This window comes from Actinomadura sp. NTSP31 (assembly GCF_041951385.1).
Lineage (GTDB): Bacteria > Actinomycetota > Actinomycetes > Streptosporangiales > Streptosporangiaceae > Spirillospora > Spirillospora napierensis.
Genome location: NZ_JBGNUT010000003.1, coordinates 21278 through 41875 on the forward strand (window position 1 = coordinate 21278; position 20598 = coordinate 41875).

Consider the following 20598-nt stretch of genomic DNA (forward strand, 5'->3'; position numbering starts at 1 on the left):
CTGCCCCGTCGCGGCGCCCTGTCACTGGGGCGGACGAGGTTTTGCCGCCCGCCGGGGCGGCAGCGGGATCCGGTCCAGGTCGTGGACGAGCGACACCTCGCCGCCGAACACCGCGGCGGCCTCGTCGCGGAACCGGTGCTCGTCCTCGGGCCGGTACCGCTCGGAGAAGTGCGTCAGGACCAGGTGCCGGACGCCGCCCTCCTTCGCGACCCGGCCCGCCTGCCCCGCCGTGAGGTGCCCGTACTCGGCGGCCAGCGCGGCGTCCTCGTCCAGGAACGTCGACTCGATGATCAGCATGTCGACGCCGTCCGCCAGTTCCCCGACGCCGCCGCAGAGCCGGGTGTCCATCACGAACGCGACCTTCTGCCCCGGACGCCGCGTGCTGCACTCCTCCAGCGTCACCGTCCGGCCGTCCGGCGCCGTCACGCGGCCGTGCTCCTGCAACTCGCGGACGAGCGGGCCGCGCACGCCCCGCTCGGCGAGCCGCCCGGGCAGCATCGTGACCCCGTTCGGCTCCTCCAGCCGGTACCCGTACGCCTCCACCGGATGCGACAACCGGCGCGCGACCAGCGAGAACGGCGCATCGCCGGTGTCGAGCGCCATCCGCTCCCCCGACACGGGCCGTTCCCGGATCACCTCGGTGTCCCGGAACGCCGACGCGTGCCGCAGCCGCTCCCAGTACGTCCGGCCGCTCGCGGGGAACGCCGCGTCCACCGGGTGCTCCACGCCGTCCCGCGCGATCCGCTGCACGATCCCGGGCACGCCGAGGCAGTGGTCGCCGTGGAAGTGCGTCACGCAGATCCACGTCACGTCGTTCGCGGCGGCCCCGGCGCGCGCCATCTGCCGCTGCGTCCCCTCGCCGGGGTCGAACAACAGCCCATGGCCGTCCCAGCGCAGCAGGTAGCCGTTGTGGTTGCGGGCCTTGGTGGGCACCGCGCTGGCGGAGCCGAGGACGAGGAGATCGCGAACCGACATCCCTCCATGGTGCCGGGTGCGGGACGTTGCAAGCGCTTGGTTATTCTGGCCGCGTCCTGGACCGATGCGAGCAGAGGAGAGCCGCGTGGCCGGAAGCAAGCGCGACAAGATCAAGATGACTCCGGACGAGGTCGCCGCCTACCTCGCCGCCAACTTCAAGGTCCAGGTCGCCACCATCGGCAAGGACGGCGAACCGCACCTGGTCACGATGTTCTACGCCCTGCTCGACGGCAAGATCGCGTTCACCACCTACCACTCGTCGCAGAAGGTCGTGAACCTGCGCCGCAACCCCACGATGACCTGCCTCGTCGAGGACGGCGTCGAGTACAACGAGCTGCGCGGCGTCGCCCTGTACGGCCGCGGCCTCGTCATCGAGGACCGCGACGAGCTGCACAAGATCGGCTACGTCGTCGGCTCCCGGATGGCCGGCCTGCCCGTCCCCGAGGTCGGCGAGCCCATCGACCCCGCCATGGCCGCCGGCATCGAGCAGGCCATGTCCAAGCGCGTCCTCGTCGTCATGGACCCCGACACCATCGTGAGCTGGGACCACGGGAAGTCCTAGGCATTGGTCTGCGCAGGGCTGGGGAACGGTCGCTCGCCCTTTGGGTCAGGGGTTGAGGTCGGCGCGGCGGCGTTGCAGTTGGTCGGCTTTGGGCGTGGGGACCTGTTGGTAGAGGGTGATCGCGCGGTCTAGGGCGGCGCCCTCGGCGGCAGCGTCTCCCCGCTCGCGGGCGGCGTCGGCGATGTGCACGAAGGCGTCGCCCTCCCGCTCCGCCGACTCCTCCCCCCGGACGATCTCCAGCGCCTGCCCGAAGAAGTTGGTCGCCGCGACGGGGCGCCCGGCCCTCAGGTACGCCTCGCCGAGCGTGGTGAGGGCGCGGGCCCGGTCGTGGTCGTCGGAGAGCGCGGCGAACTCGTCCGGCAGCGGGCCCAGCAGCCGCATGGCACGGTCGAGTGCGCCCGTCTCCAGCAGCGCGCGGGCGAGGTTGTGGCGGGCCAGCAGGACCGTGCGGCGGTCGCCGTCCCGCTCGGCCAGCCGCAGCCCCTCCTCGAGCGCCCCGGCGGCCTCCGTCCAGCGCTCCCGGTGCAGCAGCGCGAGGCCCTCCGCCTGAAGTCCGGCCTCGCCGGAGGCGGCGCCGGCGAGGTAGTGGTCCAGGACGCGGTGGAGCGCGGCGTCCCGCTCCTGCTCGGTGTCCTCCCGGGCGGACCATTCGCGCGCGTAGTCGCCGACGGGACCGGGCAGCCGGTACCGGCCGCCGCCCGCGTCGGCGACGAGGCCGTGCTCGGCGAGCGTCCGGAGCAGGTCGCGGGCGCCGGCCTCGGGGACGTCGGCGAGGACGGCCGCCGCGGCGGGGCCGAAGTCGTCGCCGGGCTGCAGGCCCAGCAGCCGGAGCAGCCGGGCGGCGTCCGGCGGGAGCGCCCGGTAGGAGTCCTCGAATTTCGCGCGCACGCCGGGGTCCTTCCCGGCGCGCGGCACCGCAACCGGCGGGCTCAGTGCTCGGGGAGCGGCTCCTCCGCCTCGCGGAGCGGCGCGGACGGCGCGGACGGCATCGCGGGGACGCCGAGGTCGCGGTGGCTCAGCCGGTAGGCGCGCACGTCCCACAGCGCCAGCGCCGCGACCACGACCGTGGCGCAGATGTGCAGGGTCAGCGGGGTGAGCGCGAAGGCGATCGCGGCCAGCCCGGCGAGGGCGAGCAGCGCGGTGAGGCGGGCCCGGGTGAACTCGCCGAAGACGGCCCGCTTGAACAGCGCGTGCCCGAAGACGAACAGGGCCGGGCCGCCCGCCGCGACGGCGGCGAAACCGGTGGTCATGTGGCCGCCGGGATGCGCCATCACCAGCTCGTCCGCGACGGCGCCGACGATGATGCCGGCGACCATCACGATGTGGATGAAGGTGTAGGCGGACCGGCCGAGCCGTCCGGGGTCGGCGGACGAGGCGATCCGCTCGGCGGCCTTCTCGGCGGTGTGGTCGAAGTAGATCCACCAGAGTGCGACGGCGCCGGCGAACGCCGACACGAACCCGGCCGCGACCCCGGCCGTCGGCGTGTGCCCGCCCAGCGTCGCGCCGGTGACCAGCACCGACTCGCCCAGCGCGATGATGATGAACAGCTGGCAGCGCTCGGCCATGTGGCCGCCGTCGATCGTCCATTCGGCGGTGCTGGACCGGCCGAGCAGCGGCGTCGCGTACCCGTGCCACGGGGCGAGGTACTCCAGGGCGACGGCCAGCACCCACAGCCCGGCGCGGGCGCCCGGGTCGTGGACGAGGGCGCCGCCGATCCACAGGGCGGCGGCCACCACCAGCCAGAACAGGACCCGCTGGAAGTTGCGGCCGAGCTCGTGGTTCCAGGTGGCGGCGACGACGAACAGGGTCCGCCCCACCTGGATGATCACGTAGGCGGCGGCGAACCACATCCCGTTGTGCCCGAACGCGCCGGGCAGCATCGCCGCCATGAACAGGCCGGCGATCATCACGCCGGCCAGCATCAGCCGGATCGCCGGATGGTCGGGGTCGAACCAGTTGGTGGTCCAGCAGGTGTACATCCACGCCCACCAGACCGCCAGCAGGAGCAGCAGCGTCTCGGCGGCGCCGCGGGCGGTCAGGTGCTCCAGCAGCCGGTGCGACAGCTGGGTCACCGCGAAGACGAAGACCAGGTCGAAGAAGAGCTCGAAGAAGGTGACGCGCGCCGTCCCGGCCCGCGGCCGCAGCAGGGCGTCGGCCCTGGACGGCCGCGCGGCGGGTACGGCTCCGCGCGCGGCGTGCTCGGGGTGCGCGTCGCTCATGGGCCGTGGCCGGCCGGGGCTACGCGGAGCCGGCGGGCTCGTCGCCCGCCTTGTCGGCGGCCGCGGCGGCCCGCGCGGCCTGGGCCCGCTCCCACTCCTGCTGCTTGAGGTCGGCCTCCCGGGGCGCCTGGATCTTCTTCATCTGCTTGTTCATCGAGCGGACGAGGAACACCAGCGCGACCAGCAGCGCCATGAAGACCCCGAAGCCGAGCAGGCCGGGGCTGACCGTGTCGTTGTTGAGCGGAATGGCGTGAGCGAGCGGAAGCACTAGAGACACACCTTCTCCCGGATGCCGGCGAACAGGTCGCCCTCCGGCACCTCGGTGTCGACCAGGGACCTGGCCAAATGGTAGTCCTCGGTCGGCCATGCCTCGCGCTGGACGTCCAGCGGGACGCGGAACCAGAACCCGTTCGGGTCGATCTGGGTCGCGTGGGCCAGCAGCGCGCGGTCACGGGTCTCGAAGAAGTCCGCGCACGGGACCCGGGTGGTGACCTCCCACTTCGCGCGCTTCTCCTTCTCGTCCTCGAAGCCGGCGATCCAGTCGTGGTACGGCGACTCGAGGCCCGCCTTCTCCATCGCGGTGTGCAGCGCGAGGATGCGGTCCTTGCTGAAGGTCATGTGGTAGTAGAGCTTGAGCGGCTGCCACGGCTCGCCCGCGTCCGGGTAGCGCTCGGGGTCGCCGGCGGCCTCGAACGCCTCCACCGACACCTCGTGGCACTTCACGTGGTCGGGGTGGGGGTAGCCGCCCTTCTCGTCGTAGGTCAGCATCACGTGCGGGCGGAACTCGCGGACGGCGCGCACCAGCGGCTCGCTCGCGGTCTCCAGCGGCTCCAGCGCGAAGCAGCCCGCGGGCAGCGGCGGCAGCGGGTCGCCCTCGGGGAAGCCGGAGTCGACGAAGCCGAGCCAGCGCTGGCGGACGCCGAGGATCTCGCGGGCCCGGGCCATCTCGGCCTCGCGCACCTTGCCGATGTCGGCCTTGATCTCCGGCCGGTCCATCGCGGGGTTCAGGATGTCGCCGCGCTCGCCGCCGGTGCAGGTGACGACCAGCACCTCCACGCCGTCGGCGACGTAACGGGCCATCGTGGCCGCGCCCTTGCTGGACTCGTCGTCGGGGTGCGCGTGCACCGCCATCAGGCGCAGCGGCTGCGCGCCCCCGTCGGGCCCGGCGCATGTCGTACCGTCGATGACCTCGGACACCTGGGGATCTCCCTCTCAGCGAAAATTCCAGCGCAGGCGCACCCCGGTGCGGGGCACGCGATCGCATGGACGAGAATTGTCCCTGACAACGTCCGCACCTCGCACGGAGATTCCCGCCATGACAACGAGCGTGTCGGAGCCGGCGGCGCCCGCCGAGCCGAAGCGGGGCCGGCTCGGCCTGGTGATCATCGGGATCGTGTGCGCGGTCGCCGCGGGCGGCTTCGGCTTCATCGCCGCGCATGTGGGGCAGACCCCCGGCATCGACGCGCAGCTGATCACCTATGACGCGCGCCCCGGCTCCATCGAGGTGAACTTCTCGATCGCCAAGCCGAAGGGGGACGTGGTGCGCTGCACGCTGGCGGCCTTCGACGAGAACATGACGACGATCGCGAAGAAGGACGTGACGGCGCCGGCCGGGACGTCGAAGGCGGGCCTGTCGGAGACGCTGCCGACGCCGGGCCGGGCGACCAGCGCCCAACTGCAGGACTGCCGCAAGGCGTGAGGCCGGCCGGGCGCCGGACGCCCGGTTCGCCCCATCGGGCGGCGAAACCCGATTGGCCGGTTGCGCACGCCGAGTTCAGGGAACCTTTACCCGCACACACCGGATAGGCTTGAGGTTTCACCCGGCCGCACTTCATGTCGATGTGGCGCCCGCCCGGGAGGGCCGGCGAGGATCGCAACATGTGGATGAGGAGTACCCGTGACCGAGACCCGCGCTGACAACGTCACCTGGCTGACCCAGGAGGCGTACGACCGGCTCAAGTCCGAGCTGGACCACCTGTCCGGCCCGGGCCGCATCGAGATCGCTCAGAAGATCGAGGCGGCGCGGGAGGAAGGCGACCTGCGCGAGAACGGCGGCTACCACGCGGCCAAGGAGGAGCAGGGCAAGATCGAGGGCCGCATCCTCCAGCTCCAGGGCATCCTGGAGAACGCCCGGGTGGGCGAGGCGCCGCGCACCGAGGGCGTGGTCGGCCCCGGCATGACCGTCACGGTCACCTTCGAGGGCGACGACGAGGAGGTCACGTTCCTGCTCGCCTCCCGCGAGGAGGTCGGCGCCCCCATCGACGTGTACTCGCCGAAGTCGCCGCTCGGCGCCGCGATCAACGGCAAGAAGGTCGGCGACAAGGCCACCTACACGCTGCCGAACGGGCGCAGCATGACCGTCGAGATCCTCGACGCGACCCCCTACGGCGGCTGAGCCGCGCGCGCCACGCCGCAGCGGCCGCCGCCCTCCGGAGCGGCCGTCACCGGCCGGGAGAGCACCGCACGGTCCGCCGTCCCCTCACCGGGACGGCGGACCGTCGCCGTTGCGGCCCGGTGCGCGGCGGCCCGCCTCCGCACGCACGAGGGGGAGGGTGCGGTAGGGGATCTGGGTGGCCAGGGAGATCACCGAGGAGGCGCGCTCGACGCCCGCCACGTCCACGACCACGTCGATGACGCGCTGCAGGTCGGCGTTGCTGCGCGCGACGATGCGGCAGAGCATGTCGCCGGGGCCGGTGATGGTGTGCGCCTCGATCACCTCGGGCACCTGGGCGAGGCGGCGCGCGACGGGGTCGTGCCCGCCGGCCTGCCGCAGCTGCAGGGTGACGAACGCGGTGACACCGTAGCCGAGCGCGGCCGGGTCGATCTCGGGGCCGAAGCCGGCGATGACGCCGTCGCGCGACAGCCGGTCCAGGCGGGCCTGGACGGTGCCGCGCGCGACGCCGAGGCGGCGGGACGCCTCCAGCACCCCGACGCGGGGCTCGGCGGCGAACATCTCGATCAGCCGGCCGTCCAGCTCGTCGATGGGCACGGTGTCCTCCCGGCGTCGTGTGGTCCTGGTCACGCTGTACAGAGCGACCGGCGTCTTCCCTCGATTACTGTACAGATTGCTCAGTGATTTCGGCGACTGTTGCGCACCTTGTAGGCGTATGCCCAGATTGGTGGGCATGGATGAGTTTCCGGTCAAGGGCATGGACGCCGTCGTGTTCGCCGTCGGCAACGCCAAGCAGGCGGCGCACTACTACTCGACCGCCTTCGGGATGCGCCGGGTCGCCTACCGCGGCCCGGAGAACGGCAGCCCGGACGAGGCGGTGCACGTGCTGGAGTCGGGCGGCGCCCGGTTCGTGTTCCGCGGCCCGGTGAAGGCGGGCACCGCGATCGGCCGGCACATCGCCGAGCACGGCGACGGGATCGTGGACCTGGCGATCGAGGTGCCGGACGTCGAGCACGCGTACCGGCACGCGCTCGCCAAGGGCGCGACGGGCGTCGAGGAGCCGCACGTCCTGGAGGACGAGTACGGCAAGGTGACGATCGCGGCGATCGCCACCTACGGCGAGACGCGGCACTCGCTGGTCGACCGCTCCAACTACACCGGCCCGTACCTGCCGGGCTTCGAGGCCGCCGGCCCGATCGTCGAGCCGCCGGACAAGCGGTTCTTCCAGGCGATCGACCACTGCGTCGGCAACGTCGAGCGCATGGACGAGTGGGCCGAGTTCTACCACCGCGTCATGGGCTTCACCGACATGGCCGAGTTCGTGGGCGACGACATCGCGACCGAGTACTCGGCGCTGATGTCGAAGGTCGTCGCGGACGGCACCCGGAAGGTGAAGTTCCCGCTGAACGAGCCGGCGGAGAGCAGGCGCAAGTCGCAGATCGACGAGTACCTGGAGTTCTACGGCGGGCCCGGCGTGCAGCACATCGCGCTCGCCACCAACGACATCCTGGCGTCGGTGGACCGGATGCGCGCGGCCGGCGTGGAGTTCCTCGACAGCCCCGACTCCTACTACGAGGACGGGGAGCTGCGCGAGCGCATCGGCCAGGTCCGGGTACCGATCGAGGAGCTGCAGAAGCGCCGCATCCTGGTCGACCGGGACGAGGACGGCTACCTGCTGCAGATCTTCACCAAGCCCGTCCAGGACCGTCCGACGGTGTTCTTCGAGCTGATCGAGCGGCACGGGTCGCTCGGCTTCGGCAAGGGCAACTTCAAGGCGCTGTTCGAGGCGATCGAGCGGGAGCAGGAGCGCCGCGGCAACCTGTGACGCTCCGCCGGCGCGCGGCTTGACCGGTCCGGGGACGGCGGTGTCCAGGGCCGGTCAGGGCGCCGGTGGGCGGGCGGCGGCCGGGACGGGCACACTGTGGGCTCATGACCGAACCGCCGCAGAACGCCGAGCCGCCCAAGGATTCCGGGGCGCCGCAGGGCCAGGAGCCGTCCGACCAGGGCTGGGCCTCCCCTGACGCCGCGGTCGCGCCGCCCGCGGGGGGCGCCGAGCCCGCCCGGCCCGACGTCCCCGCTCCGGCGGAACCGGTCGACGACCGTCCTCCGCCGTACCAGGGGGCGTACGGCGCGCCTCCCGGAGCCCCGCGGCCCGGGTTCGCGCCCCCGCCCGGCGCTCCCGGCCCCGGCTACGGGCAGCCGCCCGGCGGCGCTCCCGGGCCCGGCTACGGCCCGCCGCCCGGAACCGGCCAGGCCGGATATGGCCAGGCTCCCTACGGTCCGCAGGCGCCGTACGGGCAGGCTCCGCCCGGCTACGGGCCCTACGGGGGCGGCTACGGACAGGGCGGCTACGGGCAGCCGCCGTTCGCCCCCGGACAGGCCGACGTCCTGGCCGGGCGCGGGCTGCGGTTTGTGGCCGGACTCCTCGACAACCTCATCGTCGGGATCTTCGGGCTGCCGGTCCTGCTGCTGTCCATCCGCTGGGACCGGATGCGGGAGGTCACCGAGGGCGGGCGGACCCTGGACGACCCGCTGGACATGTACAACCTCCCGCGCCTGTTCGCCGGGTACGTCGTCGTGATCCTGCTCGGCTTCGCCTACTACACGGTCCAGCACGCCAGGTGGGGGCAGACGCTCGGCAAGCGCGCGGTCGGGATCCGGGTGGTGCGGGCCGGCGACCACACGGCCGCCGGCTGGGGCCAGATCGTCGTCCGGCAGGGGTTCATCTACCTGGGCGCGATCCTCACGACGGTGCTGAACATCCTGCTGCCGTTCGGCGGCCTGTTCGGGCTCATCGCGATGCTCGACGACGCGTGGATCCTGTGGGACGGCGACCGGCAGGCCGTGCACGACATGGTGGCCGGGACGGTCGTGGTGCGTGCGCCGGCATGGGCGCCCGATCCGTACGCCCGTACCTGATTCCCGCGCACGGGGCAACCCTCGATCATCCGCGCGGCGAACATTGCGGTGCCCGGAGCGGCGGCGAGGTTTGGACGGGCGCGGCGCGGCGAACCTCTCAGGCATGACGCAACCGCCCAATGACCCTTCGTCCGGGGACCAGCCGGAAGACCGCCCGCACGGGCAGCAGCCCGGACCGTATGGCGGTCCGCCGTACGGCGGGCAGCAGCCGTACGGCGAACAGCCGGGCTACGGCCAGCCCGGCCAGGAGGGCCAGCCCGGCTACGGCCAACCCGGCTACGGCCAACCGGGCTACGGCGAGCAGCAGCAGTACGGACAGCAGCCCTACGGCGGCCAACCGGGCTACGGGCAGCAGCAGCCGGGCTACGGCGACCCCTATGGAGGACTGCCCAGGTACCAGGGCGGCGGACCCGGCGAGTACGCCGACCCGTCCGGCGGGCTGGCGAGCCGATGGGCGCGCCTCGGCGCGGCCGTCATCGACGCCATCATCATCGGCGTCATCAGCGGCCTGATCTCGCTGCCGTTCGTCAACTGGGACAACGTGGTCAACGGCGGCGGCTCCATGTACAACGGCGCCCGCGTCGTCACGAACGCCGTCAGCATCGTGCTGAGCTTCCTGTACTTCTGGCTGATGACCGCCAGGTGGGGGCAGACGCTCGGCAAGATGCTGCTGAAGATCCGGGTCGTCCGGCAGAACGACGGCATGGCGGTCTCCACCGGGCAGGCGGCGGCCCGCGCGGCCTTCTACAACATCCTCGGCGAGATCTGCTGCCTGATCTGGCTCATCGACGTGCTGTGGATCCTGTGGGACCCGCGCAAGCAGGCCCTGCACGACAAGGTCGCGAGCACGGTGGTCGTCAACGCCGGGTCGCATCTGCCCAACCCGTACGTGCGCCCCTGAGGCGCCCCGGAGGCGCCCCTGAGTTGCCCCGGAGTTGCCCGGCACGGCCCGGCACGGGCAGGCTGGGCGGCGTGCATATGGCCGGATACTCCCCCAGTCCCCGCCGCGGCCGGGGCACCGCGCTCCGCGGCGCCGCCGGGCTGGCGGCGCTCGCCGTCGCGGGCTCGCTGACCGCCTGCCACGTGACGATCGGCGACGGCGACTCGGGGTCCGGGCCGGCCTCGTCCGCCGCCGCGGGTCCCGCGGGCCCGACGACCGCCGGCGACCCGTACGTCCCCGGCGACGGGAACGGCGGCTACGACGTGCAGAACTACAGCCTGAAGCTGAACATCACGCCGGACGCGTCCACCCAGCTGGACGCGACGGCGACGATCACCGCGACGGCCAAGGAGCAGCTGGGCCGCTTCAACCTCGACATGACCGGCCTGACCGTCTCGTCCATCACCGTGAACGGGAAGCCCGCGCGGCAGCAGCGGGCGGGCAGCGAGCTGGAGGTCGCCCCGGCCACGGAGCTGCCGAAGGGCGCGAAGTTCACCACGGTGGTCAAGTACTCGGGGACGCCGCGCACCATCTCCGACCCGATCCTCGGCACCTACGGGTGGGTCCGCACGTCCGACGGGGTCTTCGTCGCCTGCGAGCCGAGCGGCGCGCACACCTGGTTCCCGGCCAACGACCATCCGAGCGACAAGGCCACCTTCGACTTCGAGGTCACGGTGCCGCAGGGGCTGACGGCGATCGCCAACGGCGAGCCGACGACGCCCGTGACGGGATCGGGAGGCGGCGGCGCCCCCACCCTGCCCGGCGGCCCCGGCGGCGGAGGCGGTGGCGAGTCGCCCGGCGGCGCAACGCCGATCGGCGGCCCGTCGGTCGTCCCGGCCGCCGACCACCGCGCCACGACCACCACGACCTGGCACGTCAAGCAGCCGATGGCGACCTACCTCGCGACGGTCGACGTCGGCCGGTTCGCGGTCCGGACGGGCAAGACCGCGAGCGGCATCCCGGTCATCACCGCGGTCGACCCGAGCGTGCCGGGCGTGAACGTGGACGCGTTCGCCAAGCTCAACGCCGACGTCATCGACCAGTGGTCCAAGCTGTTCGGCCCGTACCCGTTCGACTCGGCCGGCGGGCTGATCGACAACGCGCAGGTCGACTTCGCGCTGGAGACCCAGACCCGGCCGGTGTACGGGGCGTTCGGGCTCCAGCCGACCGTCGTCGCGCACGAGCTGTCGCACCAGTGGTTCGGCGACAGCGTGAGCGTCGGCCGCTGGCAGGACATCTGGCTGAACGAGGGCTTCGCGACGTACGCGGAGTGGCTGTGGGGCGAGAAGTCCGGCGGGCCGAGCGTCAAGGAGCAGTTCGACGAGCGGTACCGCAACGCGTCGGCCGGCGAGCTGTGGAACGTCCCGCCGGGCAACCCGGGGCGACGCCAGATGTTCGGCCGCTCGGTGTACGACCGGGGCGGCATGACGCTGGTCGCGCTGCGCGACCGGATCGGCGAGGACGCCTTCTACCGGCTGCTCCAGGCCTGGACCAAGGACCGCAAGTACTCGACCGGCACGACGAAGCAGTTCGTCGCGATGGCGAACAAGGTCTCCGGCAAGAGCCTGGACGCCTTCTTCGACGCCTGGCTGTACAAGAAGGGCCGCCCGGCGCGGTGAAGGAACGGTAAGAGCCCCGAAGGACCCGGTTCCGCCGCGAAATCCGTCCCACGGCGACGAATTCGAGATGGAAACGCGCTTGAACACCGCCCCGGCACGGGAAAGTCTTGATCCACTTGTGTCGTCTCACTCGAGGACGAGGTCGATGAGCAGATCCCCCAGAGCCCTGGCCGTCCTGGCGCTCGGCGCCGCGGCGGGCCTCCTGGTGTCGGCGGCGGCCCCCGCCGGCGCGGACGCCGTACGGTTCACCCCGGGGGCGCCCGGCGCGGGCGACCCCTATTTCCCGGACATGGGCAACGGCGGCTACGACGTCGCCCACTACGACATCGCGCTGCGCTACGACCCGAAGACGAAGGCGATCCAGGCCGTCACGACGGTCACCGCGCGGGCCACCCAGGACCTGTCGCGGTTCGACCTGGACTTCCAGGGCCCGCTGAAGATCTCGTCGCTGACCGTGGACGGGCGCCCCGCGTCCTACCAGCGGACCGGAGCGCAGGAGCTGGTGATCACGCCGCGGAAGGGGCTGCGCGAGCACCGCCGCTTCCAGGTCCGGGCCGTCTACTCCGGCGTCCCGCAGACGATCAACGACCCGGCGCTGGGCGTCTCCGGGTGGATCCCGACGGCCGACGGCGGGATCATGCTGAACCAGCCGATCGGCGCCGCCACCGTCTACCCGGTGAACGACCACCCGACCGACAAGGCGACGTACTCCTTCACGCTCACCGCGCCGAAGGACCTCACCACGCTCGCCAACGGGGACCTGACCGGCAAGCGGACCAGCGGCGGGCTGACCACCACGCGCTGGGAGGCGCGCAACCCGATGGCCAGCGAGCTGGCCATGGTCGCGTTCGGCAGGTACGACGTGGTCAACGGGCGCACCAAGGGCGGCGTCCCGAACCTGACCGCGACCGACCGCGCGATGGGCATCTCCGCCGCGGACGCCAAGAAGTTCAACGAGCAGACCGCGCAGGTCGTGGACTTCGAGTCCGGGATCTACGGCGGCTACCCGTTCACCTCCACCGGCGGCGTCACGGTGAAGGCGGGCGTCGGGTACGCGCTGGAGACCCAGGGCCGCCCGGTGTACGACCTCGGCCGCCACCCGGGCGCGATCCCGAGCGGCGACCTGCTCGCGCACGAACTCGGCCACCAGTGGTTCGGCGACGCGGTGTCGCCGCAGCGGTGGGCCGACATCTGGCTCAACGAGGGCTTCGCGACCTACTCGGAGTGGCTGTACTACGAGAAGTTCACCGGCAAGCCCGTCCAGGACAGCTTCAACGCCGACTACGCCACGCCCGCGAGCGACGACCTGTGGAAGGGCAAGGTCGCCGACCCGGGCCGCGACCACATCTTCGACGGCCTGGTCTACGACCGCGGCGCGATGGCCATCCACGTCCTGCGCACGAAGATCGGCGACAAGCCGTTCTACAAGCTGCTGAAGGGATGGCCCACGAGCCACCGCTACGGCAACGCCTCGACCAAGGAGTTCGTCGCGTTCGCCGAGAAGATCTCGCACAAGAACCTGGACGACTGGGCCACGAAGTGGCTCTACTCCGAGGGCAAGCCCTCCCTCTGACGAGTGCCGCGGCGAGGGAGCCCCCCTCCCTCGCCGCAAGGAGCGCCACCGCCGACCTCCGCGTTGCGATCGCGAGCGAAGCCGGATTCGAGCTTGCGAGAATCCGATCGCGCAGCGAGCCCCCAGGCGAGTCGGAGCGATGCAGCGATCGCCGCACCGCCCGTTGAAGGAAGGCGCTCCAGCGCCTGACGCCGAGGGCGGTGCGATCAGCTCAGCGTCAGCGTGTAGCCCTTTTCGCGGAGGCGGCCGATGACGTCCTCGGAGTGGTCGGCGCCGCGGGTCTCCAGGTGCATCAGCACCTCCGCCTCCTCGACGTGCAGGCGCGCGGCGACCCGCTCGTGCATCACGTCCAGCACGTTGACGCCCAGCTCGGCGAGCTCGCCCAGCAGCGTGACGAGCGCGCCGGGACGGTCCTTGAGGCGGCACCGGACGACCAGGTAGCGGCCGGCGCCCGCCAGGCCGTGCCGCAGCACCTTCGACAGCAGCAGCGGATCGATGTTGCCGCCCGACAGCAGCACCACGGCCGGCGGCTTCACCGCGTAGGAGTGCTCCAGCAGCGCCGCGACCCCGGCCGCGCCGGCCGGCTCGACGACCTGCTTGGCGCGCTCCAGGCACAGCAGCAGCGCCTGCGAGATCGACTCCTCGGTGACCGTGACGACGGCGTCGACGAGGTCGGTGACCAGGGCGTAGGTGAGGTCGCCGGGGCGGCCGACCGCGATGCCGTCCGCCATGGTCGGCTGCACCTCGACGCGGGTGGGCCGGCCCGCCGCGAGCGAGGGCGGGAACGCCGCCGCCCGCTTGGCCTGCGCGCCGATCACCTTGATGCCGGCGTCGCGGCCGAGGTCCTTCGCCGCGCCCTTCAGCGCCGCGGCGACGCCGGACATCAGCCCGCCGCCGCCCACCGCGCCGACGACGGTCGCGACGTCCGGGCACTGCTCCAGGATCTCCAGCCCGATCGTGGCCTGCCCGGCCACCACGTCCGGGTGGTCGAACGGGTGGATGAAGACCGCGCCGGTCTCGTCGGCGTGCCTCCGCGCGGCGACGAGGCAGTCGTCGACGGTCGGGCCGGGGAACAGCACCCGCGCGCCGTACCCCTTGGTCGCCGCGATCTTCGGCAGCGGCGCGCCGACCGGCATGAACACCGTCGACGCGCAGCCGAGCATGGACGCGGCGAGCGCGACGCCCTGCGCGTGGTTGCCGGCGCTGGCCGCGACCACCCCGCGGGCGCGCTCGGCGTCGCTCAGCCGGGCGATCCGCACGTATGCGCCGCGGATCTTGAACGAGCCGGTGCGCTGCAGGTTCTCGCACTTGAGCAGCACCGGCCCGCCGAGCAGCTCCGACAGCACCCGGGACGGGATCAGCGGGGTGGGCACCGCCACCCCGCGGAGCAGGTCGCGCGCGGCGCGGACGTCGTCGACGGAGACGGTGCTCATGCCACGATCTTCGCACGGCGCGGGGCTCAGCCGGCGCTCCAGTAACGATCTTGAGCGAAGACCAGCGCGGCGGCGCCGATCAGCCCGGCGGTCTGCCCGAGCGCGGCGGGGACGATCTGCGTCTTGCGCGCGAACGCCATCCGGGCGTGCGCCCGGAACGCCTTGTCCAGCGGGTCGAACAGCAGCGCGCCCGCCTGCGACACCCCGCCGCCGATCGCGACGACCTCCAGGTCGCACAGGTGGGTCGCCGACGCGACCGCGACGCCGATCGCGTGGCCCGCGCGGCGCATCGCGGCGACCGCGACCGGGTGGCCGCGGCGCGCGTCGGAGGCCAGCTCGACGCCGGTGACGTCGTGGCCGCCCGGCCGCCAGCCCTCCCCGCGCGCCCACGCGACCAGGCCGGGACCGCGGGCGATCGCCTCCAGGCAGCCGCGCCCGCCGCACTCGCACGGCGGCCCGTCCGGCTCGACGACCACATGGCCGATGTGCCCGGCGTTGCCGCTCGCGCCGTCCACGAGCCGGCCGCCGAGGATCAGCCCGCCGCCGACGCCGGTGGACACCACCATCCCCAGCAGGTTGCCGCGCCCGCGCCCGGCGCCGCGCCAGTGCTCGCCGACCGCGACGCAGATGGCGTCGTTGTGGACGCGGACGGGCAGCCCCGGATGGCGGGCGCGCAGCCGCTCGCGCAGCGGGAACCCCCGCCACGCCGGGATGTTGAGCGGCGACACCTCGGCGGCGGGCCAGGTCATCGGGCCGCCGCAACCGACGCCGACCCCGGCGAGCGGCGGCGACCCGGCGTCGGCGTGCACCTTGTCGAGCAGCCCGGTCAGCGTCCGCCACAGGCCCTCGGCGTCCAGGCCCTCCCCCTTCGGGGTCGCGACCCGGTCGTAGGCGGCGACCCGCCCGCCGGGCTCGACGACCGCCGCGGCCAGCTTCGTCCCGCCGATGTCCACCGCCAGCACGCGGCTCATTCCGGGTGCCCCGCGCCCTCGCGGTCCTCGGCGCGGCCGAAGGCCAGGATGGACGCGGTGAACCCGTGCACGTGGTTGCGCCCGGCGACCGGGCCGATCTCGCCCGCGGCGAAGAACCCGCCGACGCCGGCCGGCCCGAACGCCCGGTCGAGCACCTTGGCGTCGTGGTCGGAGTCGGGGAACATCGCCTGCCCCCGGCCGTTGCAGGAGATCAGCAGCGCGCCCTCGACGGGCGCGAGGTCGAACCGGTCGAGCAGCGCGCTCAGCTCCTCCTCGGCGGCGCCCGCGTCGCGGACCTGGAACCGGACGGTCCGCCCGACGTCCACCACGTCGCCGATGGCGATGGCGCCGCTGTCGGTGTCGGCGCCGACCACGCCGCGGACGAGGAAGTCGCCGCGCTCGTGCTCGTCGGCGTACTCGTCCATCGCCACGCCGATCAGCAGGCCGCTGCCGGCCAGCTCCTGCTCCTCCTCCGGCAGGTCCAGGACGATCTGCTCCAGCTTCTCCAGCGCCGGGACGCCCGCCAGCTCGTACAGCACGTTCTCGTCGGCCTTCGTGACCACCATGTCCGGGCCGATCGGGCGGGCGCCCTGGCTGACGACGGTCGCCGCGCTGACGGCGCCGCCGATCACCACGCCGACCGCGCCGTCCTCGTGCACGTCGCCGTCCACGAACAGCCGCGCGTCGCCGTGCTCGCCCGCCTCGGCGAGCCCGCCGACCAGCGCGAGCCCGGGCAGCGCGTCGTCGGAGCGCTCGACGAACGCGTCCACCGGGAAGCTGTAGGGGTCGGCCAGCAGCAGCCCGACCACGTCGTCGTCCTGCCCCTCCGGCATACCGACCACGATCAGCTTGTCCTCGGCCTTCAGGGTCTCCAGCCGGAACGCCTCCAGCCGCGCGCCGGGCAGCACCGCCGCCCACGCGCTGACCGCGCCCGCGTCCTCCACGCCCCGGCCCCCGCCGATCACCCCGGACGCGCTGCAGCCGATCATCAGCGCGGGCGCCGCGGACAGTGCCGCGCGCCGGGCCGCCGCCGCGATCTCCTCCGGGTCGTCCCCGGAGATGAAGACGCAGACCAGGTCGGGCGGCGCGGACAGCGGCGCGAGCGCCTGCTCGACCGCGGACACGGCGGCACTGGACAGATCGGGGCCGAGGGCCAGGCCGTCACCGAATCGCGCCATCGGCGCCGCCTCCCTCACTCCGTTCACCGGGTCGCATCACATCTCCCAGTCTCCCCCGCCGGACGCATCTGACCCGCCCTTCGGGCGAAGCCCTGGGGGTCTGGGGGTTCGCCCCCAGAGGCAATCTTGCCCCAACACCCGGGTCCCGCCCGGGTCTCGCCCGGGTCCCGGCGCGCCCGGTCGCGGGGGGCGAAGGAATCCGCGGCGGACGGGTGCGATCGCGCGCGTCGGCGACGTAGTGTCGATCGCGTGCGTTCATCCACACCACGCGAGACCACACTGGGCGAGCTGCGCACCAGCGGCCACGTCCAGCGATCGGTGAAGGCCGAGATCCGTCACAACCTGCTCGCCCGGCTGAGATCCGGCGAGCCGCGCTTCCCCGGCATCCTCGGCTTCGACGACACCGTTCTCCCCCATCTCGAGCGCGCCCTGCTCGCCGGGCACGACCTCGTCCTGCTGGGCGAGCGCGGGCAGGGCAAGACGCGGCTGATCCGCACCCTGGTCGGGCTGCTGGACGAGTGGACCCCGGTGGTGGCCGGCTGCGAGATCAACGACCATCCCTACGACCCGGTGTGCGTGCGCTGCCGCCGGCTCGCCGCCGCGAAGGGCGACGAGCTGCCGGTCGAGTGGCGGCACCGCGACGACCGCTACGGCGAGAAGCTCGCCACCCCCGACACGAGCGTCGGCGACCTCATCGGCGACGTCGACCCCATCAAGGTGGCCGAGGGCCGCACCCTCGGCGACCCGGAGACCGTGCACTTCGGCCTCGTCCCGCGCACCAACCGCGGGATCTTCTCCATCAACGAGCTGCCCGACCTGGCCGAGCGGATCCAGGTGGCGCTGCTGAACGTGCTGGAGGAGCGGGACGTGCAGATCCGCGGCTACGCGCTGCGGCTGCCGCTGGACGTGCTGCTCGTCGCGTCCGCCAACCCGGAGGACTACACCAACCGCGGCCGGATCATCACCCCGCTGAAGGACCGCTTCGGCGCGGAGATCCGCACCCACTACCCCCTCGAACTGGACGCCGAGCTGGCGCTGATCCGGCAGGAGTCCGACTTCGCGGACCTGGCGGGGCTGCCGGCCGAGGTGCCCGACCACCTGATCGAGATCATCGCCCGGTTCACCCGGCTCGTCCGGGAGTCCACGGCGGTGGACGCGCGGTCGGGCGTGTCGGCGCGGTTCGCGCTGGCGGGCGCGGAGACCGTCGCGGCGGGCGCGGTGCGGCGCGCGGCGCTGACCGGCGAGGAGCGCGCCGTCGCGCGCGTCTGCGACCTGCCGGCGGTGGTGCCGTCGCTGATGGGCAAGGTGGAGTTCGAGGTCAGCGAGGAGGGCCGCGAGCAGGAGGTGCTGGAGCACCTGCTGCGCCGCGCGGTCGCCGAGACCTACCGGCGCACGCTCGGCCCCGCCGACCTGACCGGGCTGCTGGACAAGTTCGACTCCGGCGACACCGTCGAGTCGGGCGAGCTGATCCCCTCCACCGAGCTGCTGCGGCGGATCGGGCAGGTGCCCGGGCTCGCCAAGATCATGGAGCGGCTCGGCATGTCCGGGGAGTCCCCCGAGCAGGCCGCGGCCGCGCTGGAGTTCGCCCTGGAGGGGCTGTTCCTGACCCGGCGGCTGTCGAAGGACGTGCAGGGCGGCCGGTCCGACGGGACGGCGACGTACCGGACCTGAGCGCGGGTCCTGGAGGCGCCATGTCCGAGGAGGCTCGATGAACCGGTACAGGTACGGCGCGTACGAGGACGGGCCCGACCCGCTCGCCCCGCCCTACGACGTCCGCGACGCGCTCGACGCGATGGGCGACTCGGTGCTGGACGGCACCCGTCCCGACGACGCGCTGCGCGAGCTGCTGCGCCGCGGGCTGCCGAACGCGCAGGGCCGCCGCGGACTCGACGACCTGCTGCGGGAGGTGCGGGAGCGGCGGCGGGCGCTGCGCGAGCGCGGCCGTCTCGACGGCACGCTGGAGGAGGCGCGGGCGCTGCTCGACACCGCGATCGGGCAGGAGCGGGCGGAGCTGTTCCCGGACCCGTCCGACGACGCGCGGCTCCGCGAGGCGGAGCTGGACGCGCTGCCGTCCGACACCGCGCAGGCGATCCGGCGGCTGTCGGACTACCAGTGGCGGTCCGACGCGGCGCGGCGGACGTTCGAGCAGCTGAAGGACCTGCTGCGGCGGGAGGTGCTGGATTCGCAGTTCCAGGGCATGAAGCAGGCCCTGCAGAACCAGGACCCGGCGGCGATGCAGCGCGTCAAGGACATGATGGCGTCGCTGAACGAGATGCTGGAGAAGGACGCACGCGGCGAGCACACGCCGGACGACTTCGACCGGTTCATGGACGAGTACGGGGACATGTTCCCCGAGCGTCCGGAGAACCTGGAGGAGCTGGTCGACCAGCTCGCCCGCCGCGCCGCCGCCATGGACCGGCTGCTCGCCTCGCTCAGCCCGGAGCAGCGCGCCGAGCTGGCGGGGCTGATGGAGCAGGCCATGCAGGACGCGGGCCTGGCGATGGAGATGACGCGGCTCGGCGACGCGCTGCGCGCGCGCCGTCCCGACCTCGGCTGGGGCCGGCCCGAGCAGATGGACGGCGACAACCCGCTCGGGATGGGCGACGCGACGACCGCGCTGGCGGAGCTCGCGGACCTGTCGGAGCTGGAGGCGGCGCTCGGCCAGGACTATCCGGGCGCGCGGCTCGACGACGTCGACGAGGAGGCCGTCCGGCGGGCGCTCGGCCGGCAGGGCGTCGACGACCTCGACGCGCTGCGCCGCATCGAGAAGGAGCTGGAGAAGCAGGGCTACCTGCGGCGCAACCGCGGGAAGCTGGAGCTGACGCCGAAGGCGGTGCGGCGGCTCGGCGAGACGGCGCTGCGCCGGGTGTTCTCGCAGCTGACGTCCGGCCGGCAGGGCGACCACGACCAGCGCGACGCCGGCCAGGCGGGCGAGCTGACCGGGTCCAGCCGGGAGTGGCGGTTCGGCGACGAGCAGCCCCTCGACGTCGTCCGGACGGTGAGCAACGCGATCCGCCGCAGCGCGATGGAGGGCCCCGTGCTGGAAGACGCGGCCGGGCTGGTCGCGGCTCCCGCGCCCTCGCCCGAGGGCCTGGCGGCGGCCGAGGTGCTGGAGCCGGTCGGCGCGAACGTGGTGGAGCTGCGGCGCCCGGCGCGGCCGGCGAAGGTGCGGCTCGGCGTCGACGACTTCGAGGTGCACGAGACCGAGCGGCGCACCGGCGCGGCCGTGTGCCTGCTGGTCGACCTGTCCTACTCGATGGTGCTGCGCGGGACGTGGGCCGCCGCCAAGCAGACCACGCTCGCGCTGCACACCCTCGTCACCAGCAAGTTCCCGCAGGACGCCATCCAGATCATCGGGTTCTCCAACTACGCGCGCACGCTGCACCCCGAGGAGATGGCCGGGCTCGACTGGGACATGGTGCAGGGCACCAACCTGCACCACGCGCTGATGATCGCCGGGCGGCATCTGGACCGGCACCCCGACTTCGAGCCGATCGTCCTCGTCGTCACCGACGGCGAGCCGACCGCGCACCTGCGCCCCGACGGCCGCTCGCTGTTCGACTACCCGCCGTCCACCGACACGCTGGTGCTCACCCTCGCCGAGGTCGACAAGATGACCCGGCGCGGCGCCACCATGAACTTCTTCATGCTGGCCGACGACCGGCGGCTGGTGTCGTTCGTGGAGGAGGTCGCGCGCCGCAACGGCGGCCGGGTGTTCGCGCCCGCCGCCGACCGGCTCGGCGAGTACGTCGTGAGCGACTACCTGAGGGTCCGCCGGGGCCGCCGCTAGCCGCCGCCCGGGAACGGGACGCCCGGG

The 20598-nt window shown here is 73.2% G+C and carries 19 protein-coding genes; 10 read left to right on the plus strand and 9 right to left on the minus strand.

Annotated elements, in window-relative coordinates; all coding sequences use genetic code 11:
• Positions 1–21: 21 nt before the first annotated feature.
• On the minus strand, positions 22–975 hold the full coding sequence (locus ACA514_RS05305; RefSeq protein WP_375039862.1) for a ribonuclease Z: 954 nt from the start codon (positions 973–975) through the stop codon (positions 22–24).
• A gap of 85 nt (positions 976–1060) precedes the next feature.
• Between ACA514_RS05305 and ACA514_RS05310 the strand changes: the two genes are divergently transcribed.
• The gene (locus ACA514_RS05310) at positions 1061–1537 is read left to right on the plus strand and encodes a pyridoxamine 5'-phosphate oxidase family protein (RefSeq protein ID WP_375039863.1); all 477 of its coding nucleotides are present in this window, start codon (positions 1061–1063) and stop codon (positions 1535–1537) included.
• 45 nt (positions 1538–1582) lie between these two features.
• Here the strand turns inward: ACA514_RS05310 and ACA514_RS05315 are convergent, their stop codons facing one another.
• Genes ACA514_RS05315 through mca form a run of 4 tightly spaced genes read right to left on the minus strand, consistent with a single transcriptional unit; the run spans position 1583 to position 4887 of the window.
• Positions 1583–2425, minus strand: a complete 843-nt coding sequence (locus ACA514_RS05315) for a hypothetical protein (protein WP_375039864.1) — start codon at positions 2423–2425, stop codon at positions 1583–1585.
• A gap of 41 nt (positions 2426–2466) precedes the next feature.
• The gene (locus ACA514_RS05320; protein WP_375039865.1) at positions 2467–3756 is read right to left on the minus strand and encodes a low temperature requirement protein A; all 1290 of its coding nucleotides are present in this window, start codon (positions 3754–3756) and stop codon (positions 2467–2469) included.
• A 19-nt stretch (positions 3757–3775) separates the two neighbouring features.
• Complete coding sequence (locus ACA514_RS05325; protein WP_375039866.1) at positions 3776–4024, minus strand: hypothetical protein; 249 nt, start codon at positions 4022–4024, stop codon at positions 3776–3778.
• On the minus strand, positions 4024–4887 hold the full coding sequence (gene mca, locus ACA514_RS05330; protein WP_375040277.1) for a mycothiol conjugate amidase Mca: 864 nt from the start codon (positions 4885–4887) through the stop codon (positions 4024–4026). The genes ACA514_RS05325 and mca overlap by 1 nt, the downstream gene beginning before the upstream one ends.
• A gap of 184 nt (positions 4888–5071) precedes the next feature.
• On the opposite strand from mca, the gene ACA514_RS05335 reads away from it, so the two are divergent.
• Complete coding sequence (locus ACA514_RS05335) at positions 5072–5455, plus strand: DUF4307 domain-containing protein (protein ID WP_375039867.1); 384 nt, start codon at positions 5072–5074, stop codon at positions 5453–5455.
• 198 nt (positions 5456–5653) lie between these two features.
• Positions 5654–6151 (plus strand): transcription elongation factor GreA, encoded by a 498-nt coding sequence (gene greA, locus ACA514_RS05340; RefSeq protein ID WP_344267571.1) that lies wholly within the window; start codon positions 5654–5656, stop codon positions 6149–6151.
• 84 nt (positions 6152–6235) lie between these two features.
• On the opposite strand, the gene ACA514_RS05345 is transcribed toward greA, so the two are convergent.
• Positions 6236–6745 (minus strand): Lrp/AsnC family transcriptional regulator, encoded by a 510-nt coding sequence (locus ACA514_RS05345; protein WP_375039868.1) that lies wholly within the window; start codon positions 6743–6745, stop codon positions 6236–6238.
• 136 nt (positions 6746–6881) lie between these two features.
• Between ACA514_RS05345 and hppD the strand changes: the two genes are divergently transcribed.
• The 5 genes from hppD to ACA514_RS05370 all read left to right on the plus strand — a co-directional run bounded on the left by hppD (position 6882) and on the right by ACA514_RS05370 (position 13199).
• Entirely contained in the window at positions 6882–7973 is a 1092-nt protein-coding gene (hppD, locus tag ACA514_RS05350; RefSeq protein ID WP_375039869.1) for a 4-hydroxyphenylpyruvate dioxygenase, read from the plus strand.
• 104 nt (positions 7974–8077) lie between these two features.
• The gene (locus ACA514_RS05355; protein WP_375039870.1) at positions 8078–9067 is read left to right on the plus strand and encodes an RDD family protein; all 990 of its coding nucleotides are present in this window, start codon (positions 8078–8080) and stop codon (positions 9065–9067) included.
• 103 nt (positions 9068–9170) lie between these two features.
• A complete protein-coding gene (locus ACA514_RS05360) occupies positions 9171–9968 on the plus strand; it encodes an RDD family protein (RefSeq protein WP_375039871.1) in 798 nt (265 codons plus the stop codon).
• Between the two features lie 77 nt (positions 9969–10045).
• Positions 10046–11626 (plus strand): M1 family metallopeptidase, encoded by a 1581-nt coding sequence (locus tag ACA514_RS05365; protein ID WP_375040278.1) that lies wholly within the window; start codon positions 10046–10048, stop codon positions 11624–11626.
• Positions 11627–11771: 145 nt separating this feature from the next.
• Positions 11772–13199 carry a M1 family metallopeptidase gene (locus ACA514_RS05370; RefSeq protein ID WP_375039872.1) on the plus strand — a complete coding sequence of 476 codons (1428 nt, stop codon included), beginning with the start codon at positions 11772–11774 and terminating at the stop codon, positions 13197–13199.
• A gap of 206 nt (positions 13200–13405) precedes the next feature.
• Here the strand turns inward: ACA514_RS05370 and ilvA are convergent, their stop codons facing one another.
• From ilvA to ACA514_RS05385, 3 genes are read right to left on the minus strand one after another with little or no spacing between them, the layout of a single operon-like run.
• Positions 13406–14632 (minus strand): threonine ammonia-lyase, encoded by a 1227-nt coding sequence (gene ilvA / locus ACA514_RS05375; protein ID WP_375039873.1) that lies wholly within the window; start codon positions 14630–14632, stop codon positions 13406–13408.
• Positions 14633–14658: 26 nt separating this feature from the next.
• Positions 14659–15603 (minus strand): ROK family protein, encoded by a 945-nt coding sequence (locus ACA514_RS05380; RefSeq protein WP_375039874.1) that lies wholly within the window; start codon positions 15601–15603, stop codon positions 14659–14661.
• Entirely contained in the window at positions 15600–16781 is a 1182-nt protein-coding gene (locus ACA514_RS05385; protein WP_375039875.1) for an FIST N-terminal domain-containing protein, read from the minus strand. The genes ACA514_RS05380 and ACA514_RS05385 overlap by 4 nt, the downstream gene beginning before the upstream one ends.
• Before the next feature lie 249 nt (positions 16782–17030).
• On the opposite strand from ACA514_RS05385, the gene ACA514_RS05390 reads away from it, so the two are divergent.
• The gene (locus ACA514_RS05390) at positions 17031–18452 is read left to right on the plus strand and encodes a sigma 54-interacting transcriptional regulator (protein WP_375039876.1); all 1422 of its coding nucleotides are present in this window, start codon (positions 17031–17033) and stop codon (positions 18450–18452) included.
• Positions 18453–18489: 37 nt separating this feature from the next.
• On the plus strand, positions 18490–20571 hold the full coding sequence (locus tag ACA514_RS05395; protein WP_375039877.1) for a hypothetical protein: 2082 nt from the start codon (positions 18490–18492) through the stop codon (positions 20569–20571).
• Positions 20572–20598: the final 27 nt, after the last annotated feature.

What these genes read in the sequence shown, in the direction of transcription:
- ACA514_RS05305 (WP_375039862.1), bottom strand. Translation starts at nt 975, where the DNA reads ATGTCGGTTCGCGATCTCCTCGTCCTCGGCTCCGCCAGCGCGGTGCCC.
- ACA514_RS05320 (WP_375039865.1), bottom strand. Translation starts at nt 3,756, where the DNA reads ATGAGCGACGCGCACCCCGAGCACGCCGCGCGCGGAGCCGTACCCGCC.
- mca (WP_375040277.1), bottom strand. Translation starts at nt 4,887, where the DNA reads ATGGCGGTGCACGCGCACCCCGACGACGAGTCCAGCAAGGGCGCGGCC.
- ACA514_RS05335 (WP_375039867.1), top strand. Translation starts at nt 5,072, where the DNA reads ATGACAACGAGCGTGTCGGAGCCGGCGGCGCCCGCCGAGCCGAAGCGG.
- hppD (WP_375039869.1), top strand. Translation starts at nt 6,882, where the DNA reads ATGGATGAGTTTCCGGTCAAGGGCATGGACGCCGTCGTGTTCGCCGTC.
- ACA514_RS05355 (WP_375039870.1), top strand. Translation starts at nt 8,078, where the DNA reads ATGACCGAACCGCCGCAGAACGCCGAGCCGCCCAAGGATTCCGGGGCG.
- ACA514_RS05360 (WP_375039871.1), top strand. Translation starts at nt 9,171, where the DNA reads ATGACGCAACCGCCCAATGACCCTTCGTCCGGGGACCAGCCGGAAGAC.
- ACA514_RS05365 (WP_375040278.1), top strand. Translation starts at nt 10,046, where the DNA reads ATGGCCGGATACTCCCCCAGTCCCCGCCGCGGCCGGGGCACCGCGCTC.
- ACA514_RS05370 (WP_375039872.1), top strand. Translation starts at nt 11,772, where the DNA reads ATGAGCAGATCCCCCAGAGCCCTGGCCGTCCTGGCGCTCGGCGCCGCG.
- ilvA (WP_375039873.1), bottom strand. Translation starts at nt 14,632, where the DNA reads ATGAGCACCGTCTCCGTCGACGACGTCCGCGCCGCGCGCGACCTGCTC.
- ACA514_RS05380 (WP_375039874.1), bottom strand. Translation starts at nt 15,603, where the DNA reads ATGAGCCGCGTGCTGGCGGTGGACATCGGCGGGACGAAGCTGGCCGCG.
- ACA514_RS05385 (WP_375039875.1), bottom strand. Translation starts at nt 16,781, where the DNA reads ATGGCGCGATTCGGTGACGGCCTGGCCCTCGGCCCCGATCTGTCCAGT.
- ACA514_RS05395 (WP_375039877.1), top strand. Translation starts at nt 18,490, where the DNA reads ATGAACCGGTACAGGTACGGCGCGTACGAGGACGGGCCCGACCCGCTC.